At 48.0% G+C, this 25,246-nt stretch carries 21 protein-coding genes and 1 rRNA gene; 6 read left to right on the plus strand and 16 right to left on the minus strand.

Going from position 1 to position 25,246, the window contains the following annotated elements:
• From PH235_RS10930 to PH235_RS10945, 4 genes are all read right to left on the minus strand, one after another.
• Positions 1 to 77, minus strand: a 16S ribosomal RNA gene (locus PH235_RS10930); the annotation flags it as partial.
• Between the two features lie 1,408 nt (positions 78 to 1,485).
• Positions 1,486 to 3,765, minus strand: coding sequence for a glycoside hydrolase family 65 protein (locus tag PH235_RS10935; protein WP_272162376.1), 2,280 nt, complete (start codon positions 3,763 to 3,765; stop codon positions 1,486 to 1,488).
• 166 nt (positions 3,766 to 3,931) lie between these two features.
• The gene (locus PH235_RS10940) at positions 3,932 to 5,242 is read right to left on the minus strand and encodes an alpha-amylase family glycosyl hydrolase (RefSeq protein ID WP_272162377.1); all 1,311 of its coding nucleotides are present in this window, start codon (positions 5,240 to 5,242) and stop codon (positions 3,932 to 3,934) included.
• Positions 5,243 to 5,262: 20 nt separating this feature from the next.
• A complete protein-coding gene (locus PH235_RS10945) occupies positions 5,263 to 6,966 on the minus strand; it encodes a glycoside hydrolase family 13 protein (protein WP_272162378.1) in 1,704 nt (567 codons plus the stop codon).
• A 405-nt stretch (positions 6,967 to 7,371) separates the two neighbouring features.
• Here PH235_RS10945 and proC point away from each other — a divergent pair, with 405 nt between their 5' ends.
• On the plus strand, positions 7,372 to 8,190 hold the full coding sequence (proC, locus tag PH235_RS10950) for a pyrroline-5-carboxylate reductase (protein ID WP_272162379.1): 819 nt from the start codon (positions 7,372 to 7,374) through the stop codon (positions 8,188 to 8,190).
• A 112-nt stretch (positions 8,191 to 8,302) separates the two neighbouring features.
• Here the strand turns inward: proC and perR are convergent, their stop codons facing one another.
• Positions 8,303 to 8,791 carry a peroxide-responsive transcriptional repressor PerR gene (gene perR / locus PH235_RS10955; protein ID WP_106451011.1) on the minus strand — a complete coding sequence of 163 codons (489 nt, stop codon included), beginning with the start codon at positions 8,789 to 8,791 and terminating at the stop codon, positions 8,303 to 8,305.
• A gap of 289 nt (positions 8,792 to 9,080) precedes the next feature.
• Here perR and PH235_RS10960 point away from each other — a divergent pair, with 289 nt between their 5' ends.
• Positions 9,081 to 10,178, plus strand: coding sequence for an FUSC family protein (locus PH235_RS10960; protein ID WP_272162380.1), 1,098 nt, complete (start codon positions 9,081 to 9,083; stop codon positions 10,176 to 10,178).
• A 109-nt stretch (positions 10,179 to 10,287) separates the two neighbouring features.
• On the opposite strand, the gene PH235_RS10965 is transcribed toward PH235_RS10960, so the two are convergent.
• The 8 genes from PH235_RS10965 to PH235_RS11000 form a co-directional block, all read right to left on the minus strand.
• The gene (locus tag PH235_RS10965) at positions 10,288 to 11,100 is read right to left on the minus strand and encodes a Cof-type HAD-IIB family hydrolase (RefSeq protein WP_272162381.1); all 813 of its coding nucleotides are present in this window, start codon (positions 11,098 to 11,100) and stop codon (positions 10,288 to 10,290) included.
• A gap of 341 nt (positions 11,101 to 11,441) precedes the next feature.
• Positions 11,442 to 13,421 carry a type I pullulanase gene (gene pulA, locus PH235_RS10970; RefSeq protein WP_272162382.1) on the minus strand — a complete coding sequence of 660 codons (1,980 nt, stop codon included), beginning with the start codon at positions 13,419 to 13,421 and terminating at the stop codon, positions 11,442 to 11,444.
• A 426-nt stretch (positions 13,422 to 13,847) separates the two neighbouring features.
• Positions 13,848 to 15,041 carry an SGNH/GDSL hydrolase family protein gene (locus PH235_RS10975; protein WP_272162383.1) on the minus strand — a complete coding sequence of 398 codons (1,194 nt, stop codon included), beginning with the start codon at positions 15,039 to 15,041 and terminating at the stop codon, positions 13,848 to 13,850.
• 172 nt (positions 15,042 to 15,213) lie between these two features.
• Entirely contained in the window at positions 15,214 to 15,759 is a 546-nt protein-coding gene (gene ntdP, locus PH235_RS10980) for a nucleoside tri-diphosphate phosphatase (RefSeq protein WP_068561041.1), read from the minus strand.
• Between the two features lie 123 nt (positions 15,760 to 15,882).
• Positions 15,883 to 17,157 (minus strand): A/G-specific adenine glycosylase, encoded by a 1,275-nt coding sequence (gene mutY / locus PH235_RS10985; RefSeq protein WP_272162384.1) that lies wholly within the window; start codon positions 17,155 to 17,157, stop codon positions 15,883 to 15,885.
• Positions 17,157 to 17,993 carry a recombination regulator RecX gene (gene recX, locus PH235_RS10990; RefSeq protein WP_272162385.1) on the minus strand — a complete coding sequence of 279 codons (837 nt, stop codon included), beginning with the start codon at positions 17,991 to 17,993 and terminating at the stop codon, positions 17,157 to 17,159. The genes mutY and recX overlap by 1 nt, the downstream gene beginning before the upstream one ends.
• 372 nt (positions 17,994 to 18,365) lie before the next feature.
• Positions 18,366 to 19,184: a general stress protein gene (locus PH235_RS10995; protein ID WP_272162386.1), complete on the minus strand. Its 819-nt coding sequence runs from the start codon at positions 19,182 to 19,184 to the stop codon at positions 18,366 to 18,368.
• Positions 19,185 to 19,301: 117 nt separating this feature from the next.
• Positions 19,302 to 20,348: a competence protein ComK gene (locus PH235_RS11000; RefSeq protein WP_272162387.1), complete on the minus strand. Its 1,047-nt coding sequence runs from the start codon at positions 20,346 to 20,348 to the stop codon at positions 19,302 to 19,304.
• A 273-nt stretch (positions 20,349 to 20,621) separates the two neighbouring features.
• On the opposite strand from PH235_RS11000, the gene PH235_RS11005 reads away from it, so the two are divergent.
• The 4 genes from PH235_RS11005 (at position 20,622) to PH235_RS11020 (ending at position 22,580) form a co-directional block, all read left to right on the plus strand.
• On the plus strand, positions 20,622 to 21,161 hold the full coding sequence (locus PH235_RS11005; protein ID WP_272162388.1) for a sigma-70 family RNA polymerase sigma factor: 540 nt from the start codon (positions 20,622 to 20,624) through the stop codon (positions 21,159 to 21,161).
• 91 nt (positions 21,162 to 21,252) lie between these two features.
• Positions 21,253 to 21,459: a DUF1659 domain-containing protein gene (locus PH235_RS11010; RefSeq protein WP_086629677.1), complete on the plus strand. Its 207-nt coding sequence runs from the start codon at positions 21,253 to 21,255 to the stop codon at positions 21,457 to 21,459.
• A 57-nt stretch (positions 21,460 to 21,516) separates the two neighbouring features.
• Positions 21,517 to 21,750, plus strand: a complete 234-nt coding sequence (locus tag PH235_RS11015) for a DUF2922 domain-containing protein (protein WP_068622645.1) — start codon at positions 21,517 to 21,519, stop codon at positions 21,748 to 21,750.
• A gap of 119 nt (positions 21,751 to 21,869) precedes the next feature.
• Positions 21,870 to 22,580 carry a LysM peptidoglycan-binding domain-containing protein gene (locus PH235_RS11020; protein WP_272162389.1) on the plus strand — a complete coding sequence of 237 codons (711 nt, stop codon included), beginning with the start codon at positions 21,870 to 21,872 and terminating at the stop codon, positions 22,578 to 22,580.
• A 292-nt stretch (positions 22,581 to 22,872) separates the two neighbouring features.
• Here PH235_RS11020 and PH235_RS11025 read toward each other — a convergent pair whose 3' ends face one another.
• The 3 genes from PH235_RS11025 to PH235_RS11035 form a co-directional block, all read right to left on the minus strand.
• The gene (locus PH235_RS11025) at positions 22,873 to 23,127 is read right to left on the minus strand and encodes a hypothetical protein (protein WP_272162390.1); all 255 of its coding nucleotides are present in this window, start codon (positions 23,125 to 23,127) and stop codon (positions 22,873 to 22,875) included.
• 114 nt (positions 23,128 to 23,241) lie between these two features.
• Positions 23,242 to 23,856, minus strand: coding sequence for an RloB family protein (locus tag PH235_RS11030; protein WP_272162391.1), 615 nt, complete (start codon positions 23,854 to 23,856; stop codon positions 23,242 to 23,244).
• Complete coding sequence (locus PH235_RS11035) at positions 23,846 to 25,075, minus strand: AAA family ATPase (RefSeq protein WP_272162392.1); 1,230 nt, start codon at positions 25,073 to 25,075, stop codon at positions 23,846 to 23,848. The genes PH235_RS11030 and PH235_RS11035 overlap by 11 nt, the downstream gene beginning before the upstream one ends.
• Between the last annotated feature and the right edge of the window lie 171 nt (positions 25,076 to 25,246).

Genomic DNA, 25,246 nt, shown 5'->3' on the forward strand with positions numbered 1-25,246 from the left:
AGAAAAGACCGTTCGACTTGCATGTATTAGGCACGCCGCCAGCGTTCGTCCTGAGCCAGGATCAAACTCTCATGTAAATGTGGACTCTTGTACAGAAATCCTACACGTTAAGCTGATTGCTCTTAATGTTTTGCTGACTTTATGTTTGCGATACAAAAGTATCGTCTTCGTTTGCTTCGACCGAAGTCTAAGCTCCTTGCACATTTGGTTCGTTCATTCTTTATTCAGTTTTCAAAGGTCAATCGTGTATCACTCGTTACGTGATAGCTTATTCATATTATCACGGTCACCGCATCTTGTCAACAGTTTTTAAAATTAAATTTCAAACTGTTTCGTTGGATGAATCAGCAACTTTCATATGATAACATCGTTTTATCTTGCTGTCAACAATGATTCTTATCTTGCCGCTGCCTTACAAAAGACAACTTCATAATACTATCATCATTTCAAACCTGTGTCAAACAGATTTCAGAATAAAACGCATCGGATTACCGAGGAACTAAACTTTACCACAAAAATGTAAGCCTTGTCAACACCAGTGCATCAGCATTACTATGGGTCCGTCATTTTATGGGAAACCCGATTATTTCTTCAAATATAAGGCTGCATATGCTAAATTTCCCAAAAATACTGCTGAAGCAACGCGAGAAAATCAAAGAGGCAACCTCAAATTACGAGGTTGCCTCACTTCATGCTTGTAGCACTAGTTCCTGTTAATTTATCTACCAACAATGTATCCGTTGGTATTTAAAGTTAATGTTCTTTGACATGATCTTCGTTCATGTGAGTCTTACAAACTTCCGGACTTCTTTTCCACTGAATGAGGAACATGGCCACAATATGAAGTTGTAGTACTGAAGATTCATCAAACATTTAAACGGGGCATCTCGCCACTCACATTTAAACACGAATCTTCTTCGAGATAACATTTTAAGTTTACTCGCCTAAAATGTTTCTCACTTCTGAACCTTTATCCATTCTATTACGGTTTTAACTTCACAGGTTAAATCAATTTTTCATAGTTTTTCAAGCTAATCTAAATCTTTTCTGCTGCTACGTTACTTTTTTCATTCAATCTGTCATGTTGAATCTTTTCTAGATTTTTCGGGTCTATACTTAAAGTCTCTACTCGATCATGAATGAAATTAAAACCATAAGATGCAAGAACTTCAATTGGTTCTATGTAAAGAATTCATTTTATACAACCCTTTCGAGTTATATACCCTTCCTTCTTTACACTGTAATAATAACACGAAAGCGCTTGCTTTGCAAGTAAATGTTTCCCATTTTTTTAAATTATTTGAATTTTTTTTTATGTTTTCCTCCAAGTTTCCGACTGACTTTATGGCTACAATGCTAGCTTCTGCATCCCCGCAGACTATCCTCAGCTTCGATTCGAAACACCCATACACTTTCATGGCAGTACGGCTCTTCAGCGATGATAGAACGCAAATAAGGGCCGCCTCCCAGCAGCCCCCAATTCGATCACAGCTTCATCTTGACGACGACAGCTTCATTCACTTGCACCAATTCATCATTTAAGTAAACGTCAAGCTCCGGCCCTTCCTCAACGGTAAGTGTCACTTCTCCCCCGATTACTTCCACATCAAGCAAACTACCCCGGAAATTGATTTTGAAATCATAGCCTTGCCAATTTTCGGGAACGAATGGTTTGAAATGTAGGACACCCTCTTTCACGCGCATTCCGGCAAAGCCTTGGACGATAGCCAACCAGGCACCGCTCATCGAAGTGATGTGAAGCCCGTCATCCGTATCATTGTTGTAGTTGTCCAGATCGAGCCTTGCGGTGCGCGCATACAATTCGACCGCTTTTTCTTCTTTGCCGAGTTCCGCAGCCAGAACGGCATGTACGGAAGGCGACAAGGATGATTCGTGCACAGTCATCGGTTCATAGAAATCAAAATTGCGTCTCTTTTCTTCCATGCTGTACCGATCATTCAGGAAATAGATGCTCTGCAACACATCGGACTGTTTGATGAACGGAGATCGCAGGATTTTATCCCATGACCAGTGCTGATTCAAAGGCCTTTCGCTCGGATCCAACGTATCGGCAGGACGAAGGTCTTTGTCAAGGAACGTGTCATGCTGGACGAAAACGCCGAGTTCTTCATCATACGGATAATACATCCGGGCAATGATATCTTTCCAGTGGTCCGTTTCCGATTTCGTCAGGCCATGCTCTGCCCATTTCTTGGGGGACACTTTTTCAAGTGCATCCAGCGTGTACTGCAGCGTCCACGTCGCCATATTATTGGTGTGGTAATTGTTGCTTACGTTGTTTTCGTACTCATTCGGGCCAGTCACGCCATGGATCATGTATTTTTGATTGCGTTTGGAAAAATGGACCCGATCCGCCCAGAAACGGGAAATACCGATAAGGACATCGATTCCCGTTTCCACTAGGTAGCTTTCATCCCCCGTGTAGTTCGTGTAGTTGTAGATGGCATGCGCTATCGCCCCGTTGCGGTGGATTTCCTCAAAAGTTATTTCCCATTCGTTGTGGCATTCGATTCCGTTGAAGGTCACCATCGGATACAAAGCGCCTTTCAGCCCCTGCTGGCGTGCGTTGTGGAAAGCACCCGGCAACTGCTGATGACGGTAGCGCAACAACTGGCGGGTGACTTTCGGTTCGGCCACGGAAAGGTACATCGGCACCATGTATGCCTCCGTATCCCAATAGGTGGCGCCGCCGTATTTCTCGCCGGTGAAGCCTTTCGGACCGATGTTCAAGCGTTCATCTTCTCCATAATAGGTAGAAAACAATTGGAAAAGGTTGAAGCGGATCCCTTGCTGCGCTTCGTCTTCGCCCATTATTTTCACGTCCGCCTTCGCCCATCTCGCTTCCCAAGCACGTTCATGCGCGGCGATAAGCATGTCATAGCCTTCCCCAGCTGCTTCACTGGACATCTTTTTGGCGATGAACGCCTGCTCAGCATCCGGAATGTCCCGGCTGGTGATGACAGCGACATACTTGTCCAAAACGACCTTTTCGCCCGCGGAAACGAGTCCTGAAAAAGTTTCTTCTACTAAAAGGCCGCTTTCGTTGCTGCCGGTTTGTCCTAATCCAGAAACACGGTTGCTCATCGCTGCAGTGACCGTGAACTGCTCGATCCCAAACGGATTCGGAATCGTTTTGGCGCTCAGGCTGACTGGTGCATCCAAGGTACGCCCCGCTTCTTCCCAGAACATTTCCTCGTAATTCGCATCCTCATTCGTGACGTTCCCGTCCAGACGCGGATGGAATTCCAAATCAGCGGAACCTTTCAATACTTCTGCCATGACCCGCACGAGGCAAAGTTCCTTCTGCGAGATGCTGACGAAGCGTTCAAAAGTGAACTTGATTTCCGCAGTATCGCCCTCACTTTTCCAAATGAAGCTGCGGTTCAATACGCCGCGATACATGTCCAATTCCATGTGAAAATACGCGACGGGTTGCTTCGCCAAATCAAGCGGTTCGCCATCGATGAGGATGCCGACAGCAATGAAGTTCATGGCGTTGATGACTTTCCCGAAATATTCCGGGTAGCCGTTCTTCCACCAACCCACACGTGTTTTGTCGGGATACCAGACACCCGCCAAGTAGGTCCCTTCATGGGTGTCGCCTGAGTAGCCTTCCTCGAAATTGCCGCGCATCCCCATATAGCTGTTGCCGATCGCGGTCAGGCTTTCCTGCAGCCGCTTCTCTTCTTTATCCAACTCGGCCGTCTTTAATTTCCATGGATCGATATCAAACAGTCTTTTCATGAACGTTCCCTCTTTCCGAAATCAGATGCCGGTCCTTGGCGGAGCCCGCATAAGAACGATTGTTTTGATGACTTTATTATCCCAATTCTGACCACTCTATTGCAAGCGCAATCACGGTTAGTGCTGCTATATTTTCAATCTGATTCGAATATTTCCCTCTGTGAACTCAAACTTCGGTCAGCAGCGCTTCGCCGTAGCTCTTGAACAATATCGGCAGGCTGCGAGTTTCCAACAAACCTTCCCTGATTTGATATTCCTTGTCATCCAACAGATTGCGATAGCTGCCATCCGGCAAATCAACGGCAACCTTGGCCGCTTTCCCGTCCAGACAGAAAATACCTGTCAGCCTTTCATTCCCAAGCCGGTAATAGCCGATGACCGTCTCCGATTCGGTGGCTGCCGTCAGGTCATAACTCCCGTCCCGAACGGACGCTTCCCTTTTGAAACGTTGCAGCCGCTGCAGTAAGGGCGTCAGGTCTTCCTCATGGTTCCACAAAATCGGATCTTTTTCGAACAGATCCGGCAGATGTGCCGTCGCGGTCTCCTGTCCGCCGAAGAGCAGCAAGGTCCCTTTCTGGAAATAGGTAAAGGCCGTCCAATTCCGCAACCTGCCGAGCTCCTCGATTTCCGAACGGATGCGCGGATGATCATGGTTCTCCAGGAAACGCAGTTTGACGTAATTCACGGGATAGATGCCATCCTGGAACAGAAGGACATCCAAATAGTTTTTGAGGCTGATTTCTCCCCAGAAGTAATCTTGCTGAAAATCATGCACATCATAGTCGTAGGTGATATCGAACGCTTCATACAATTCACTGTCGGAGTGGCCGATATTTCCGCGGTCCCGATTCATCCTCAGAAAAGTCGGATGGACCGACTCGGCCAACCAGACGACACCCTCTTTGACTTCAGCGACTTCTTTTCTGGCCCGAATCCAAAATTCCAACGGCACGAGGCTCGCCACATCGCAGCGGAAACCGTCGACAATGGAAGCCCATTGCTTCAAGGTTTCGATCTGATAATCCCACAAAGCCGGATGACTGTAATCCAAGTCGACGATGTCGTACCACTCGCCGACTTTATTGCCCATTTCGCCGTTCGGTCGGCGATAGAACCATTCCGGATGCTGTTCGACAAGCTGGGAATCCGGCGATGTGTGGTTGTACACCACATCAATCATCACCTTCATGCCCAATTCATGGATCGCGGCAGCCAGTGCTTTGAAGTCTTCCATCGTCCCGTAGGCAGGATTGACGGAGCGGTAGTCTTTGATGGCATAAGGACTGCCTTCCACCCCTTTGCGCTTCTTTTCGCCGATGGGATGGATTGGCATGAACCAGATGGTGTCCGTACCCAGCCCCTTTATCCGTTGCAAGTCCGGGATGATGGCAGCAAAAGTCCCTTCAGGCGTATGGTTACGGACATAAATGCAATAGATGATTTCATTTCGTAAATTCAAGCGTGTATCTTTTGCCATAAGAATCCCCCTTTACAAATCTAACTATTGTAAACAGTCTGGAAAACGGTCACACCGTAAGGCGCCAAGTACAAAGTTTCCCCTTCCAGCCTGTTCCCTTCATTCTGCAACAGAATCTGGCGGTAACCGTGCTGTTCCAAACGTGGAAGCACAAATTCCCTCGGTTGGTCCGTGACGTTGCAGATGACCAGGCCGACCTCTTTGTCCATCACGCGCTCATAGACAAAGAAATCATCGTGCGTGTCCCAAAGATGATAGTCCCCTTCGACGAACAGATCCGTCTTCTTCAGATCCAATACTTTCCGGTAAAAATGCAATATACTGTCGAAATTGGCTTCTTCCGCGGCTACGTTATAATCCGGCTCGACGTTGACGCCGCTCCACGGGGTAACCGTCGAAAAACCGGCAAAAGCTGACTGATACCATTGCATCGCACCGCGGCTGGCGTCTTTGGAACTTTCCCGCAGATTGTAGAGGACCGCCTCTTCGCTGTACCCCAATGCCAAGGCATCCTTATAGAACGTTTGCGCTTCCGGTGAATGGAAATTTTTGATGTCATTCAGGTAAAGGTTCTTCATCCCAAGTTCTTCTCCGTTGAGGATGAACGGGATGCCCTTCTGAAGATACATCAGAGCCGCCAGCATTTTCGCGCTGTTATCGCGGTAGACCGTGTCGTCCCCGATCCGGGAAACGACCCGAGCCATATCGTGGTTGTTCCAATAGAGCGTCGGACCGCCGACATCCGCCATGACTCTCTGCCACTCCTGCAGATTTTTCTTGAAGGCACCGTACAGCAGCTTCGTCTTCTGCATATTTGAGGAAAGGCGCGGGTCTTTCGACTTTTCATCCATCGTGAAATAACGGAAAGTGATGACCGTATCGCAGCCCCCGGCAACGGGATCCGTATAGGAACGCGCCAGCTCGACGGTGGCCGAGGCTGCTTCCCCGACGATGAACGTGTCCGGATAGCGTTCCCGCAAAGTCGAGGTGAAGAATTTCATGTATTCATTGATTTTCGGCAGATTGGCGTAATAGTTCTCGGCCAGTCCGATTTCCCCTTCAACCAGCCCTTCCACATCCGGAAAGCCTTCTTCCTTTTGCAGATGGATGAAAGCATCCAAACGGAAACCGTCGACTCCCTTGTCAAGCCAGAAAAAGGCGATGTCGACCATCGCGCGCCGCACTTCCGGATTGGCCCAATTCAGATCGGGCATTTCCTTCGCAAACAGATGGAAATAATATTGGTCACCGGATGGTTCCTTTTCCCAAACAGTCCCGGTGAAAAAGGATTCCCAATTGTTCGGCAGATCCTGCCCGCCGTTTTTGCCGTCCGCCCAAATATAATAATCGCGGTACGGATTGTCTTTCCCCTTTAAGGCCTCCTGGAACCACGGATGCTGTTCCGAAGTGTGGTTCATCACAAAATCGAAGATGACTTTAATGCCGCGTTTATGCGCCTCGAGGATCAGCTCTTCAATTTCAGCCATCGTCCCGAAAATCGGATCAATTTCGAGGAAGTCGGAAATATCATACCCATTATCGACTTTCGGCGATTTGAAAATCGGATTCAGCCAAATCATATTGACGCCCAAATTTTGAATATAATCCAAACGGTTGATGACGCCGCGGATATCCCCGACACCATCCCCGTTGGAATCCTGAAAACTCATCGGATACACTTGATACACAATCAATCCATGCCACCACTCACGCACATTACCCATACCAAAAACCTCACTTTTATGATGTGAAAAGCGGAACGGGTTCGCCCAGCCCTGAAAGAATTTTAGGAAATCTGGCCCTGAATGAGCATCGTAGAGCGCAATTGCTGAGAGACTTCCTGCGTCAGCAGGTTAGTCGAACAGTATGTCTTGGCTCGCAGAGACAAGAGGTTCCTTTATCCTTTTTCCGAAGGGCTAACCCGTGAAGCTAGCCATCATTATTCGTTGGAACAATACTTACCTTAAGCTTACCCAAAAGGCCTAATAAAAACAAATCACAGGATGTGATGATGCCCATACTTTGCAGCATTCCATCATTTTCTGTACGATTTCCCCATTTCCTTGGTATAATGATGAAGTTAAAGCATTTAAACTAACTTACTCATCATCCAAAAGGAGTCCTCATCCATGAAAAAAACAATCGGATTCATCGGCAGCGGGAACATGGGCGGAGCCATCATCGGCGGGCTTGTCGGTTCTGCGCTTGTTGCACCAAACCAAGTCATCGTATCCAGCCAAGACAACGAAAGCCTGCAAGCCTTGAAGGAACAACACGGCATCCGCATCGCGGCCGACAACAGACAGGCGGCAGCCGAAGCGGACATCCTTTTTTTGGCAGTCAAACCGAATATCTACCACATCGTCATCGATGAAATCAAAACAGCCATCAAAGAAAATGTCGTCATCGTAACGATCGCAGCCGGCAAAAGCTTAAGCGACATCGAAGAGCGCTTCGGCCGCAAGGTGAAAGTAGTCCGCGCCATGCCGAACACACCTGCTTTGGTCGGCGAAGGCATGACCGGCATTTGCGCCAACGAAGTAGTGAACGTAGCGGAGCTGACGGACGTCAAAAACATCTTTGACAGCTTCGGTCGCAGCGAAATGGTTGCGGAATACATGATGGATGCGGTGACAGGCGTCAGCGGTTCATCTCCGGCCTTAGTCTTCATGTTCATCGAATCTTTGGCCGATGGCGCCGTCCGCGGCGGCATGCCTCGCCAACAAGCCTACAAATTTGCGGCACAGGCAGTCCTTGGTTCCGCAAAAATGGTGCTGGAAACAGGCAAACATCCAGGTGAACTGAAAGATATGGTCTGCTCCCCGGGTGGAACGACAATCGAAGCCGTTGCGGAATTGGAAAAAAATGGGTTCCGATCCGCTGTCATTTCGGCAGTCCAAACAACCATCGACAAATCCATCGCCATGAGCAAACCGAAAGAAAACTGAATCTAACCAAAACGAACCCCCTGAGCCGCTCACTCGCTCAGGGGGTTCGTTTGTGATATGAAAAAAGCTCTACCCCACAATATCGGAGTAAGAGCTCTCAGCTGTACAATTGTTAATGATGGTGGTGATGCCCGGCAGCTTCGGCTCCGTCATCGATGTCTTCTTTTTGGACCCCTTTTTCCTGGCACTCAGGACAGATGCCGTAGACTTCCATGCGGTGATGGCTGACTTGGAAACCAGTCAAATTCTCGGCGACCATCTCTACATCATCCAATACAGGATAATAAAGATCGACGATTTTTCCGCAACTTTCGCAGATGGCGTGATAATGCTGCGTATTGCTGAAGTCAAATCGGCTTGAAGCATCTCCATAAGCCAATTCCTTCACAAAACCAATTTTTACAAAAAGTCTCAAATTGTTGTAAACAGTGGCTGCGCTCATATTCGGAAAGCGATCGGCCAACGCTTTGTAGATGTCATCCGCAGTCGGATGCATCTTGGACTCGACCAAATATTCCAAAATAGCGTAACGTTGCGGTGTAATCCGGATATTTGCATTTTTCATTTTTTCGATTGAATCATTTACGACTGTACGGTGCATGGTGTATCCCCCCTCTTCTGGAATCACTTGTATATGATAGTCATTATAATTTACATTTAGCTGAATTCATCATATATCGATTTGCCGAAAATAGCAATACATAAGCCTCTAACATTCACAAAAAATGCTTACTTTTTATTATCTCGCCGCTGATGATAGCGGATGCAAGGCAACACTTGGCTTAGGATACTTTCATCCAATCTTTACACCGGCCCCGGATTGGTATATTCTTAACTTGAAATGCTATTATTAGTCATCTACACAAATTATTGACATGGAGCTGAAACTTATGAAACTTGGCGCCCGCACCTTTAAAACGGGTCTCGCCGTCGCATTATCAATGATCGTCGCCCAATACTTCCGATTCGAAGGAGGAGGCGTCATCGCAGGTATTGCAGCCATCTATTCCACCCAGCCTTCGCTTGGCCGTTCCTATACCAACCTGAAGAGCCGAATCATGGCCAATACAATCGGTGGCTTGGTGGCCGTTTTCGTTGTCATGACGCTGGGATATAACATCTATCTCCTCGGCATTTCGGTGATGCTGTTGATCGCCATCCTGAATTCCCTCAAGCTCGAAGACGTGATCGGGCTGTCAATCGTGACATTGATCGTCATCATGGTGGGCACGGATGACAATTTGATGTTAAGTGCCACCTACCGCGTATTGGAAACATTCATCGGCGTCATCATTGCCTTTTTGGTCAATACATTCGTCGCCCCACCGCGATACGATGAACGCTTGTACCACACTGTGGATTATGCCACTACCGAGTTTCTGATTTGGATCCGTGCCGGTTTGCGCAAGAACACCGAGTACTCCATCATGAACAACGATCTGAAATGGGCGCGCACGCAGCTCAAAAAAATGGACAATCTCTATCAGTATTTGACTGAAAGCGGCTTGTTCAACAAAAAAAATAAATACCAGAACAAAAAAATGCTGGTCGTCTACCGCAAAATGATCCAAACGACGCGCTCCGCCTTCCACGTTCTGGAAGTTCTGCACGATTACGAAAATGTGTTCTATCAGTTCCCAGCCGAAATGCGCATCATGATCCGCGAACGTTTGGAAACGCTGATGAGTGGGCATGAACAGATCATGCTAAAATTCAGTGGACGCGTTCGGGCTAATCAAGTCAATTTCTTTGAAGCCGATAAGGCCCAGCGTCATGAAATGATGGACGTCTTTTTCCAGCGCGCCCAGGAAGAAAGTGATTTCGGCAAATACAGCAGTTCCGAAAGCTACGGCATCATCCATCTGATGAGTGCCATCCTGGCCTACGAAGACGATCTGGTTCACTTCAACAAACTGGTCCGCAGCTACAAAGCGACTCCGGGCAATATATCCAAGAACATAAAAAATATCGAAGACATCATCCACTGACCTGCCTATTCCGCTTTTCAGGATCTGCAAAAAGAGGCGCGCCATCGACCAAGAATAATTTCTGGTCGATGGCGCGCCTCTTTTATATATTCCGGAAACATTTTTGGGTCTAGCTTTGGAAAGCCCAATTCTCGATAGCATGGGCCACGCCGTCTTCTTCGTTGGATAAGGTAATTTCATTCGCGATGCTCTTCAGATTATCGGTTCCGTTGGACATCACGACACCCAGACCGGCAACTTGGATCATTTCATAATCGTTCTCGCCGTCGCCCAACGCCATTACTTCCTCCATCTCGATACCCAAATGATGCGCCAATTTAGACAACGCGGTGCCCTTATTCGAGCTCTTCTCCATTACTTCCATAAGGAAATCCTGGCTACGGACGATATAGAAGTCATCACGCATCTTGTCGGGAATGGCCGAATCGATGACGTCCACCTCATTCGGTTCGCCGATGTAAAGGATCTTCATCAAACCCATCTCTTCGCTTACCGCTGTGGGATCCAATACACTGATGTCCATGTTGACGAGGGTGGCATCCTTCTGCATCGATTCCGTCACTTCATCTTCCAAGCTGTAATAATGGTGCTCGCCAACCAACAGTGTCCCAACAGAAAAACCTTTTCCGAACTCGTAAATTTCCTGCACTTCAGCAAGCGTCAACGTTTTTTTGTAGACCGTTTCGTCCGTGTCCGCACGCAGAATGTAGGCGCCATTCTGTGCAATAATATAGTCCTCATGTTCCCCGAAGCCCAACTCATCGGCATACGGCTTGATGCCCGCAGGCGGACGGCCGGTGCAAAGTACGATTTTGATGCCGCGGCGCATTGCCTCTTGGATCGTCTCTTTCACTTTTTGCGTCATTACTTTCTGTTCATTGACCAACGTGCCATCGATATCGATCGCTATCATTTTTATCATCTGTATACCCCACCTCATCTTTATCATTCAACATCATTCTCTGTCCATTGTACCAAAAAATGCTTCGGAATGTGACAATCTTGCATCAGTCCGAATGGAAAATGCCGCAAAGAACGGCAATCAAGCTGTCGCTTGGGTCCGCTAACTCCGGCGGCGCAAGCCTTGGCAGGAGCTAGTCAAGCATTCGGCGGCTCTTCTCCTGCCAGAATCCGGCAACCGGAGTTAGGCGCGGATTCGACCGCTGTCCTCCGACCAACCCTCCATTGGCCGGAGGACAGCTCCGGATCGTTCTTTCATACCAAAAACGGTCGCCTCAAATGAGACGACCGCCCGGACTACCATCATTTATTTTTTACAAGCACTGTAACGGAGAGGTATTCCACCCGGATGCGGGAAAGTCCTTCGACTATTCTCGGTTCATCCAAGTTCGCTTTGCCGTCTTCGATCAACACCCGATAGTCTCCGGCTTCGACATCAAAATCGATGGCATTCGTCTGGCCATTGAAAATGACGTAGTATAACTTTTCCGTGTCCTCCAACTGATAGACGACGATCTGATAATCGGCTTTGAGTATGTTCATGTGCCCTTTGACATCATCAATGGTCTGCAAACGGAATAACGGCTCCCGTTTGCGCAATGCAATCAAGCCTTTCATGTAATCCACAGCCTGTTTCATCTCGAAACGGCGGTGCCAATCCATGCGGTTGATCGAATCCGGCGCATTGTAGCTGTTCTCAAGCCCGTTCTTTGTGCGCATAAACTCTTGCCCTGCATGAATGAACGGAATGCCTTGGCTCAACAAAACGAAGCTGGTTGCCAAAAGATGACGCCGCATACGGGAATCTTCCTCATCCCACGGCATTGAAATCTTCAATTTGTCATAAAGCGTCAGATTGTCGTGCGCCTCCACATATTGCACTATCTGAGCCGGAGTCTTGTAGTTTCCTCGACTAGCGGGATAATACGCTCCGCCCTGCAGATTGGTCGCTACCCAACCTTCCATGAACGGTTTGCCGGTGACAAACCCAGTATCGTTCCCGCTGTTGAAGTCGGAACCTTTGATTGCTTCGCGCAACGCATCATTGAAATGAGCCACACCGGGCATGCGGTCCGCATTCTGTTGGACAGCCTTTTCGGAAGGAGGCAGATTGGTGTTCAGATTCCACCCTTCACCGAGCATAATGATGGAAGGATCAATTGCATCCAAAGCGACACGGATTTCATTCATCGTTTCGATATCATGGATTCCCATGAGATCAAAGCGGAATCCGTCCAGATGGAAGTTCTTCGCCCAATACGTGATGCTGTCGATGATGTATTTGCGCATCATATAACGCTCCGAGGCGGTATCGTTACCGACACCCGTCCCATTGGAGAGCGTTCCATCAGCATTTTTCCGGAAATAATAGCCTGGCACAGTTTTTTCCAAAGCATGCAGTTTCGGTAAATAGACGTGATTGTAAACGACGTCCATGATGACACGGATTCCCGCATCGTGCAATCCTTGGATCATTTCTTTCATTTCCAGGATCCGAACTTCCGGTTGATAGGGATTGGTGGCATAGGATCCTTCCGGAACATTGAAGTTCTGCGGATCATAGCCCCAGTTGTATTGTTCCAACGGTTTCATCTCATTGACTGTGGAAAAATCGGCCATCGGCAAAAACTGGACATGCGTTACGCCCAACTCTTTAAGATAATCCAGCCCGGTCTTGTCGCCATCCGCAGATAAGGTACCTTGCTCGACCACTCCAAGGAATTTGCCTTTGTTTGCAATCCCGCTTGTTGGGGAAATCGTGAAGTCACGAATATGTAATTCATAAATAATGGCGTCGACTGGTGAAGCGATCGGCTCCAATCGGGCTCCCCATCTTTTTGGATTCGTGTTTACTGCATCCATAATGACGGAGCGTTCTCCGTTTGCGGTGGTCGCATAGCTATAAGGATCGACTGTTTCAACAACTTTGCCATCCGGAAAAGTAATGGCGTATTTGTAGGCAGTGCCCGCATAGTCCCCAATCATAATGAGTTCGTGAGTCCCTCTTCCACCGTTCCCCATCGTGTGTCTTTTCTTCTCTTTGCGATACAGACTTTCATAAACGATTACTTCTACGCTGAGCGCAGTCGGAGCCCATAGCCGCAGAATAGTTCGCTGTGGTGTATAGAGTGCTCCCAATTCCCCATCAAATGAATACTTTTTATCAAAAACAGGCGACTGTACAAATTGCTCTAGTCGATCATCTAAATTATCTAAGTTATATTGATAATAAGTAGTCGATAGAACGTCAGTCCGTTTCCGTTCATCAACTTGTATGTACATGACATTACCTCCGAAAAATCTCTTTTCTGATGAAATTGCGTTTATGCGGATGGCTGTCGTGCGGCGGTCTCCAAATTTGTCTGCATATTTGTGAAATACAAAGTTTTGGACCTACACAGAACCCCTTTTATAAAAACGCTTACATCTTTTTATTACGCCATAATTATACAATAGAAACGCAATAATATCAATATTTCAAAGCATGTCTTAAGAAGTAAAAACAAAAATGTTTTTGTGTTATCCATAAACCAGTACTTTGTGAAGCATGGATTAAGAACGGTAAACTTATCTGCTTTTCCGTGAGCAGAAATCCGAAAAAAGTATTAAAAAAGCCCGTATTTACCGGACAAACCGGTTAACGCAGACTTTTTCATGTGAGAATTTAATGAGAACATCTCGTATTCATGTCATCGTAAAAAAATAATTCTATGAAGCTGAATCTACCGTTGGAGTTTCTGAAGTCGATGATGAAGTATCCATGCTGGGAACAGGCTCTTCGGTAACCGGTTCTACGTATGTCGGTTCAACGTATGTCGGTTCAACATATGTAGGTGCTACATATGTTGGTGCTACATATGTTGGTGCAACGTAGGTCGGCGCAACATAGGTTGACTCCTCATAAACCGGCTCCTCGTATACAGTCTCTTCGCTGACAGTCTCTTCGATTTCTGCGACAGGCATTTCAGGAACGACTAAGTTCGGTGCAATCGGCGTGTAGTCAGGTTTCTCGCCTTCCACATACAAGCCCGCCGTCGTATCGATCATTTTTGTCAGCAGGCTGTTCGCGAACATTTCACCGTAAAGTTGCTGTCCGGCTTCATTCAATTCCAATCCGGCTGTATCAGTGAAGGTGGCCAGCACTTCGCTGCGATTCGACAGCTCAGCAAGAAAATCCGCATGGAGATCGAATAAAGGAACCGTGAACACAGCGTTTTCTGAAATCAGATTATTAGTGTAGTTCTGATAATCTAAAGTGCGTGAATTCCAATCAGACATTTTTGCTTCTGCAGGTGGCGGGGTCACCAATACGATTAGCGCATCAGGTAAAGCCGCTCTGATTTCATCATATATCGCGTAGATGTTTTGCGTAGAATCGACCAAACTGATGTCAACCACCTGATCGGTCTTCGTCGGGATGGTGTAAAAAATCACATCCGGATTGATGGCGACCATTTCCTGAACGTACTGGCTGCTCAGAAAGACCGAGCTGCTGTCGGACGGATGGCTGAAGAATGATGTCGTCAGATTCTCGAGCGGATAATCGGCTTGGATTGCGGCGATAGCAGACTTGGTCCAAGCCGCGTCTGCTGCGACATCCCCGAAGAAGGCGACATTGACTTCTTTCGTATGGTGATGAACATATTGCAGATAATCAACAACCGTCGTGTTGCTTCTGTTCTCGGAAAAAGCGGCCAAGAACTGTGAATAAGCTTCGGATGTGTCGCTCTCTGCGACTGTCGACTCCTGGGAGGAAACCGTTTCGGAAACAGTTTCCGTCTGTTTTTCCACTTCGTTCAATAAAGCATCTTTTTCCCCGGCAGCATATTTATATCCAAAAAGAACAATCGCAATCGTAAGGATACCCATGATGGAAACTAGTACTATTTCCCTTTTTTTCATTCTGACTCCTCCAATATTTTAATGATATTACAAATATTGACTCTATATTACAGATATAATTATCTTAATATAACGGTGGTATTATTGCACGATATTTTTTTGTATAAGCGTATATTTCGATAAAAAACCAGCCGATCATGAAGCTCGACTGGTTTTTTATAATTTGGATTCATCACGAGTTTTGCTGATTATGCGACAGCTGACAGTACCGCTCATACCATAAGTCGACGTATTCTTTGGAAAATGGACCTTTTTCTTCGTTGATCCAGCTCACCAAAATCTTTACGTTCTCTTTCAGGATATGATCGATCTCTTTTGGGTAATTCATGCGATTGCGATGCAATTCATACTCATCTACATCAAGCAAACGTTTTTCACCATCAGGAAAAACTTTAATGTCCAGGTCATAATCGATGTACTTCAGTGCTTCCTGGTCAATCACATAAGGCGATGCCAGATTGCAATAGTAGGAGACACCCTTTTGGCGGATCATGGTGACGATGTTGAACCAATAATGTTTATGGTAATACAACAATGCAGGCTCTCTGGTGACCCAACGACGCCCATCTGCTTCCGTTACTAAGGTGTGATCATTACAGCCGATTATGGATTGGTCACTAGTTTTTAATACCATGGTGTCACGCCACGTTCGATGCAGGCTGCCGTCATGCTTATAACTCTTTATGGTGATGAATTCTCCCTCCCGAGGGTTATGCATCACGGTGCCCAACTTTCTTCAACTATTTGAGCCCTCGCCGGAAATCATTTCGGCGGAACTCTCAACTTTCAGTTCATTGAACAGTATATCATAAAATGGAAATAGATTGCGAAACTTTAGCTATTATAGACCAAATTCTTTTCGGGTTTGTTGCTGGAATTGTTGCCACATTTTTTGCTGTGGCACCGGGAAGGCATAATCGGCAAAATCATTTTCGCTGACCCAACGGCATTGTTCGGGCAATTGGCTGCCATCGTTCGTCAACACGCGTCCGTAATAACCGGTGATGTGCCATTTGATGTGACTGAAGACATGATTGACCGATCCGGTTTCCGACTTCAGCCACACGGGCTTCAAGCCGTATTTCTCAGCCACAGCCGCTGAAAGCTGGGCCTCGAGCTGGTTAAAGGATGGCAGCTTTTTGTCGGCCTTCCTTGCTGCTTCTGTCAGCTGCGGGGAATCCTCCGCGACCAGCAATTCCGTCTGGATGATTGCCGGTTCTAGGGTTGCATCCACCGATTCCGGAAGCGCATCGAGGTCGAGCTGGATCAACGGAAAGGTCCAAAAATCCGCCAACAGGCCGCTGTTCGGACGCTTCTCCAAAAGAAACTGCTTCTCTTTGTTCTGCAGGATGACGCCCTGCAAGTTCATCGGCACCGGTCTTTTCGCTTTGCTTTTGACCGGATAAAGGTGCATCGTTCCGTTTTGGTAGGCTGCATTGAATGCCTTGATCGGGCTGATCTCAGGCTGCGGATTCAGCGGCGAACAGATGCTCGAGCCCAAATCCATCAAGGCTTGGTTGAAGTCGCCCGGACGCTCCGGATCGATCAGTTCGCGCACGATTGCTTCGAAAATTTTCCGGCTGGCTGGTTTGGCGACGTCGGCATCGATTTCGAACAATCGGCTCATGACCCGCATGACGTTGCCGTCGACTGCCGGCTCTGGGATCTGGAAGGCGATGCTGGAAACGGCTCCTGCCGTATACGGACCGATTCCCTTCAGCTTCGCGATTTCCTGCGGATCTTCCGGGAAAACACCGCCGTATTCGGCGACGATCTGTTGTGCTGCTTTCTGCATGTTCTTGACGCGGGAATAATAACCGAGCCCTTCCCAAGCTTTCAGTATCGCGTCTTCAGGCGCTGTCGCCAACGCTGCGATGTCCGGGAATTTATCCAGGAAATTGTGGTAATATGGGATCACTGTGTCCACCCGCGTCTGTTGCAGCATGATTTCCGACACCCAGATGCTGTAGGGATCGCTCGTGCGGCGCCAAGGCAAGTCGCGTTTCTCTTTTTCGTACCAATCCAACAAGGCTTTGCGGAAAGCATTTATCTTTTCGGCCGGCCACATTTCGATGCCGGCTGCTTTGAATATTTTTTCGTGTTCCGAATTTGTCATTATTCTGTTTCCTGTTCCTTTTCTTCGATATAGGCGGAGATCATATCCCCCTGGTACCCTTTTTGGTAAAGGCCCGATCTCACTTTTTGCTGCAGCTCACGGCCCTTCGCTTTGCGCTCATAACGGCGCCAAAGCTTGTCCCCCTGCATGCGCAGTGCGGCCATTTCGTCCTCTTCCTCTTTTTCCGTTTCGATCTCTCCCATGACTTCCAGGACGATGTCGGAAGGGTAGCCTTTCTGATGCAGATGGAGGCGGATTTTGGATGCCGCTTCATGCGAAGAGACCCGGCTTTGTTTGCGGAGTTGCTTTTCGGCGATCGTTTGGGCATTTTCCAGCTGCAGCTCATGTGGATATTGTTTCAGGGAAAAGGCGATATCTTCTTCCGACAAGCCCTTCCCTTTCAGTTCATTCGCGATCAGCTGTGGCCCCTTCAGATTCAGGTTCGCCGCCGTGCGCGTATAGCTTTCGCCATAACTGCGATCATTGACGTAATTCTGATCCACCAGCCGCGTCAGCGCACGTTCGATCGCGTCCGGGCTGATTTCTTCGTCATACAGTTTTTTGCGGACCTCTTTCTCGCTGCGCAGACTGTAGGACAGATAATTGACGGCTGTCGTGTAAGCCATATAGTCGTAATTTTCCTTCTCGATTTCGGCGCTGCGTTCTTTCGTGAGCGTCATGCCTTTGTGCAAGCCGACCTTGATGAGCACGGCTTCCGATATCGGAAAGGAGTACTCCCCGTCGATAAAGACATTGAAGCGGTCCTTGCGTTTTTTCTGGACGGTTATTTTTGTTACGACAGGCAATTTTCCAGCCTGCTCTTCGGTATGATCCATGTTCTACTTCCTTTCGGCGAATCTCACTTGCTATTATACATGCAAAACACAAAAGGAACAAAACGTATGTTCGAAATCTTTATTTGGGCCGGTGATGGCTCAGGCCGACTTGACCGTTCAGGCATGCGATGATGGATAACTCACGTTTATCCATCTTTCCGGACTCCAATGTGCCCAAAAAAATGAATAACTCTCAACAATCCAGCTTTTCAGGACTCTACATACGCAAAAAGATGAATTACTCTTTTTTATTCATCTTTTTGGCGTTTGTAGCACATTTAAAGATGGTTTATTCATCCAATCAGTCTCCGCCCGCCAAAAACACCAAAGGCTGCCTCTTTTTTTCGAGGCAGCCTTTGGTGTTTTCATCAATCACAGAGCCGGTTTTGATTTGTCCGTCTCGTCATAATCAGGTTCGATGTCTTCCGCGTCCTCGCCGGCTTCAGCAACGACCGTGTCGCCTCCGAATGGGTCTTTGGAAAACTGTTCCTTCTCTTCATCCACTTCTGGAAGGGAAGCGTCTTTGTCGAACTGCATTTCAGGTAAATGGTGACTCTCTTCCGCCATCGCAGGATCCGCCACCGTTTCCGCTTCGATCGGTTGGCCGGTGATGTCGTCGGTCAAATCGGCTGGTTGAGTCGGCGCCGCAACTTCAGCTTCGGTGACTTCCAGTTTTTTCTCAGCTTCGATGGAATGGGCCGGCACATCGCCGACTTCTTCGCTGTCGGCAGCTGTCCAATCCGGTTTCGTGGCAGTGGCAGCTGTTACTGCCGCAGGGACGATTTTTTCGTCAGGCAAAATGCCATCACGCACAAGAAATTCAGCATGCTCATCATTGATCGGAGCCGCATCGTCGATCAGCAGCAATAATTCCCCGTCATCCAACGCATCCTCAAACCGTTCGTACGTATCCTCATCAATGCCGTAGCGTTCGAAAATCGCTTCTTCCTCTTCTTCGTCCAAATCAACTGTAAAGAATTTTACGATCTTGTCCCATAAGGAATCTTCCTCGCGGTCTTCTCCGGTTATGATGACCTGCACCGCCGTCTCCTCCGTGATGAAATTGCTCTTGCCGTTGCGGGTGATGACCAGCAATTGCTCCGGTGCATAGCCCTCATGCTTGATCAAATGCGTGATTTCATCGATCACCATTTCCTGATTAGCAAAGGTACCTTCGATTCTCTTGTCCATTTCGATTCCTCCCATTACTGATGATTAGTTCTTTGCATTCATTGTAAAATACTTCCACCTGAATCACAAATGATAGCCTTTTTCATAAGTGTGCGTTTCCTCAATCCGTGTGGGCGGCTAGCGACTAGCGTTCCTGAGATGAGGCAAATCGTCGTAAAGATTCTCCCTCAAGAGGTGCAGCGCTTCGTCCGTCACTGGATTGTCACGCAACGAAGGATGCTTCAAAGCCGTCTCTGCAAAGGAAAATTGAAAAATCCGGATGTAATCTTCCATCGAAATCAGCGAAATCCGATCGGTGTGCGCATGAAAAGCATTCCCCAACAGATTATTCTCACGCTCCGTTTTCCTTCCGTCGACATAATCGAAATTCTTTAAAACATTGCGTAAAAGATGCTCTTGGCGATGGATAGTCTGGCCAGCCTGTTTGACCTTATCGACAAAAAATTGCGGGCGCACCGGAAGCTGGAAAACATGCTGATTTTCACAATGGATTTCCACCCCTTTTTCCCCTTTCAGAGCCCGATAATGCTGCACCTTCGAAAGGTTGACCCACGAACTCTGCCTGCGGGTCGGTCCGCTCAACGGCAAAAAACTGTATCTCCCGAGAATATAAGGCACGCAATGGCCCTCTTTTCCGTTGACTCGCGTCGAGATTCCCCGAATGAAATCATAACTGAACCCGATCAATTCAAAAAACGAACGCATCACATTGTTGCTGCTTTCGCGCGTCTTGATGAGGCGACCGTCCTTGAAGAAGATGAGCGTACGAAAATCGGTCCGGTGCAGTTTGGGGTCCAGGCTGAGCAGGTAGAGAAAACTGTTGTCCAACACAAACCGGTCCAGATCCCAGGCCTTTTCCAGATAGGTCTGGATACTTTCCGGATCAAGCAGGACAAGGAATGGTGCTACCTCCTCCTTCTTCTGGCTTTTATGCGCAAAAGATTCTTCCAGCGATGTGCGGAAATGCGACATGATCGCATCCAATGTTGCCGGATCGAGTATTTTCCCCACATCTTTGGTTGCCCCCAAATCATTCAAGCGTTGCTCAGCTAGTACTTCTGCCGCTGATTTCCTGACAATTGGCTTACCGGATTTTTCGTTCGATTGTTGGGCCACTTTCTGATTCGGTCCCTTCCCTGATTTTTTATTTGCCTTATTTTCCATAAAATCCCCCCAAATAGGAATGTTTAACAAAAATATATACTACTTTGCGTCAGAATGATATAAGAACGCTTACATTTTGTCGCGTATTCGGAAAATTTGTATGCAAATGTTTGATTGTCTTTGGTTTTGTCATATTTTTTGCCGTATTTGCTGTTTTGACCCTTCCGCCTCCAGACCGCTAATATGGCATCAGCAAGCTTGCCGGGCCGTGATGAGCATGCACAGGGAACTTTCCCTGCATCACGCCATCCACTACATTACGGAGGCAAAACCATGAATATGAAAAAAAGAATCTGCACCGATGAAGCCGCCACCCTATTGAGCGAGCTGTACGCGGGTGTCATCCATCATTGTCTGAAAAAAATCAATCGGTATCCGGACCACAACGACTACGACGACTTCTACCAATTAGGGCTGATCACCCTTTTTGACACGTACGAAACTTGCCTGAAGGACGCGCTCGCAACCGAGAACAGTTTTCTGTTCGTCAGCTATGCCAAACAAAAAATCCATTGGACCTTCCTGGACCAAATCCGCAAGGACCGGAAAAAAGAAAGCCGCGAAGCCTACCTTTCCGAAGAGGAGCTGGAGGAAATCCCCAACGCAGCGTCGTTTGAAGACCAACTGGAGCAGGAAGATCTGCTGCAACGCCTTTGCGCCTGTCTTACAACTGAGGAGAATGCCTATCTGCGGGACGCGTTGGAAGGACTGAACATCACCGAAATCGCCAAAAAACAAAAGATTTCGCGCAAAACGATCTACAAAAGAAGACGCCACATCCAAACCAAAGCCAGCACTTTTCTGAAGGGCTGATAGATGGGGTTACACATCACCTGTCCCCCTTCGTCGTTATAGGTGTAAGCAGTCATGACACTTACTAGAAAAGAAAACGGAGGAATGCCAAATGGTGAAACAATACGAAGAAGGAAACATCGAGCTTTATTTCAATGATTTTGCAAACGAGAAGGAAGTTAAACAGTCATTCGCGAACCTGAAACCAGGCGTCACAGCTGAACAGGTCCAATCCTTCCAAACAGCCGTATCCGGTCTCGTCGACCTGCCCGCTGCCTACGCAGTCGTTGTCGAAAAGAACCGCTACTCCATCGCCTAAGCCAACCGAAAGCAGCTCGATAATCACTACCCATCAGACATCTAGGAGGAAATGAACATGACGACAACAGTAACCTTGGAATTGAAATTTTTGACGGCCGACGGGAAAACCCGCAACTTGAGTGTCAAGAACCCGAAAAGCGGTTTGACATCGGCTGAACTGCAGCCGGCAATGGATGCCATCATCGGTCTGAACGCGTTCGAAGTGAAAGGCATCAACCCCTTCACTGCAGTCAACAGCGCCCGCTACGTGGAACGCACCATCACTGACCTGATCGCCGAAGCCGAATAAAAATTAGAAAAGCAGTACAAGCCGCTTGGACTGCTGGACAACTTAAGTATTCATCAACAATAAACAGCCGCCCGGATGCGATTCCGGGCGGCTATTTTACAAATTAGAGGAGGAACAGCATGAACTACACAATCGAAAAACGCATCTTTGCCATCTACCAAAACCCGCTCTCCGCAAGCAACCTGATCATCGCCCACGAGTCCGGCAACCCAAACAACGTCGGCCGCAACAGCCTCGAGAACGAAGTCAGCTACATGCAGTGCAACTGGCAAAACGCCTTTGTTTCCCATTGGGTCGGCGGAGGCGGAAAAATAATCCAGATCGCCAACACCGGTAAAGTCCAATGGGGTGTCGGCCCGAAAGCGAACGGTTATGCCTATGCTCAAGTCGAGCTGGCACGGACGAACAATCGCTCCATCTTTGAACAGGACTACAAAGCCTATGTCTGGCTGCTGCAAAAATTGGCGTTGGAAGCAGGAATCCCCTGCACGCTGAACAGCGGAGCGAGCGTGCAGGACAGAGGCATCAAAACCCATTCCTGGGTTTCGAAAAATGTCGGCGGGACCAACCATACCGATCCGGATGGCTACCTAGCGAGTTGGGGTATATCGCAGACCCGGTTCCGTCAGGATATCGAAGCCGGCCTATCCGCGCTGCCTCCCTTTGCGAGCGCGCCAGGCACATTCCTGCTGCACCGCGTCGTGAAAGGCGAAACGCTCTGGGGCTTGTCGCGCAAATACGGAACGACACCGGCTACGCTGAAGCAGCTGAACCAGCTGTCGGGCGATCTGATCTTGATCGGCCAGCAACTGAAGGTGCGCCAATACTGAAAGATACCGGAAATCGCAATAAATGCAGAGAATCCGAATCCCCTGTTGCTTCCGCAGATATCGTTGCATGGGCATTAAAATCTTTTCTCCGGTGAACGCAGGCTTCGCCGAAGTTCGGGCCACATTTTCGGGTGCGTGCTCCGATGAGGCATGCTTCGCCGAATGTGAGGCCGATTAATACCGGTGTCCTCCGGCGAACATGACCCTCGCCGGAACTGCGCATCGATTCCGACGCCACAAAAGAAGGCCAGCCCCGAATCATACCGGGACTGGCCTTCTTTTGTGATTCCCATCAATAATAAGCGCGTTCGTAGTTGAATTTACCGATATCCAGATCCAAAAACTCTCTGATGATGGCATATTGGACCTCTAGCGGTTCCTCTTTGACCTCAGCGCACAAGTTTTGGCAGCTCCTGAAAAATACGGACGCCTCATCCGTCGTTTCGAACAGATACTCCTCTGCCACTGCGTCGTCTTCAACAAAATGAATGACGACCCCTTTCTTGTCCTCCGTGAAATCCATCCCTAATACCGGTGTCATGAACATATGCAATCGATCCCTTCTCGTCTTGTTAAATGGCCTTTGCTGCTTGATAAGACCTACACTGGTATTATCCGCAAAAATCCGCGCCAGCTTTTTTTATTTTTAAAATTTTTTAATTTATTTTCGCAGGTGTTTGTTCAGTTCCTCGACAAGCATGAAGACGGTCGTGGACGGGTTGTCCCGGGCTGGCGATGGCGAGCGCTGACTGTAGAGTTTCTTGGCGTTCTGGATAGCTGCCGGCTGCCTTGATAATAATACGTTGTACATATGCGGATGATTTTTTTTGTAGAAAAATCCCAGCCGTTTCGACAGCATGTCAGGGTAATGGAAGCGCGAAATCGATTTTTTGATCAGTTCGAAATGCAGTAGATACCAGATTTCGAAAGCTTCATTGCTGTAGGCAGCCCGGAAGCCTTCCCGGTAATGCGTTTCGCAGAAAAAGACGGCTTCGTTGAAGATGTCCCGGTCAAAGGAATCCTTGTCGAAAACAAGCCAAATTTCATCATACTCGTCACGCCGGGTATCGATTACTTCGCGCGCATGGTTGACCAAGGACATCGTGTTCATCGCCGTCCCGACGATTTCGACCTGCGCAGAGATGACGTGAAAACTGCGGAAGTAGTTCGGCTCGGTCTTGGTGCCTTCGCAAAGGATCAGGAAAGTTTTTTCCGGCCGTTTGGTTCCGACCGGCCGTTCAAATTTTTTCTTGTGGCCCCTTCTTCTATTTTCCATTGTCGACCCACCAATCCACCGGCAACGGGAACGGGATCGCCCCGTATTTGCCGTTCAGGTAGTTGCGGTAAAATTCAAAACTGTTCTTCCTTTCTTCGTCATCAAAACGATATTCCACCAAGGAAGTCAGGTGGCTAGCGCTGTAGCTGTCCTTCTCCACGAACCAGACCTGATCCCTGCGGAAAAGGCTGCTGGACAGATTCGTGATGTCGTGCGTCGAATAGATCATCTGCGCGCCTTTGTCATTGACGTCGCCGGAAAAGAGTTCCAGCACATAGCGCGTCATCAATGTATGGAATTGCGTATCCATCTCATCGACCATCAACAGGCCACCCTTTTCGAGCGCCTCGATGATCGGGCCGGCCAATGCCAACAGTTTGACGGTCCCGGCTGATTCGGTATCCTGGAAACGGAAATTTTCACAATGCGGCTCTGCTTCCCCTGCTTCATTACGCCGGGTTTTGACGACGAAAAACGCCAGTTCCGGCCGGCCATTGCGCGTATTGCCGAGTTCGTGGACAACGATGTCCTGGATGGACGGGTCGGCCACGCGAATCAAGGCCATAAGATTATGTTTGTATTTGGACAGATGCATCTTCGCCATCGAAATGGACAGGCCAATTTTCGACGCATCGAGGATGATGCGCATCTCCGTAAACCATTCGAGAAATAGTTTCAACTCCGGATGCTCGGCTGATTCAGGTGCGGAAAGCAAGGATGACAATGCCAACCGCGTATCATCCAAAATGATGTGATTGAACAGTTCGGCCCATTCCCCGCCGACGATCTTGCCTGTCGCATCCCGGAAAAACAAATCCTTCTGCTCGTCGCCTTCCAGATAAAGAAATTCCTCGGTCACCCGTTTGCGATTGACGAAAAACCCATAGCGATAAAGTTTCCCGGCCAAAAGGAAGCTGGCTTCCAACATTGTGTCCTTTTTCTCGGTGCGCGCATCCAGATGGAACGGTTCGATGTGATCCAACCATTCTATGGACGTTAAATTCTGCAACAGTACGCCTTCCTGTATCATCTTCATCGCCTTCAGCAAGTTGCTTTTCCCGCTGGCATTCGCCCCGTAGATCGTCGCCAATTTCGTCACGGCGATATTGTCCTTGCCGTAGACGGACTCCGGATGTTCAGCAATCGGGCTGGCTACCATCGAAAAAGTAGCTTCATCCTTAAAGGAAAAAAAGTTCTCCATCACAATTTCCACGAGCATCTCAGCACCTCCTATACCAAAAAGTATAGCACCACAGCGGCGTTTCTTCTAAGAATAACCGTCAAGAATGCAAAAGTGGGGAACGTTTTTGCAAACGGATACACGAGTGCGGATTTGTATGTATTTTTTGGATGTTTGCATGAGGAAAATCCCCCATGAAATAAAAAAAGG

Source organism: Trichococcus sp. K1Tr, assembly GCF_028309625.1.
Classification (GTDB): domain Bacteria; phylum Bacillota; class Bacilli; order Lactobacillales; family Aerococcaceae; genus Trichococcus.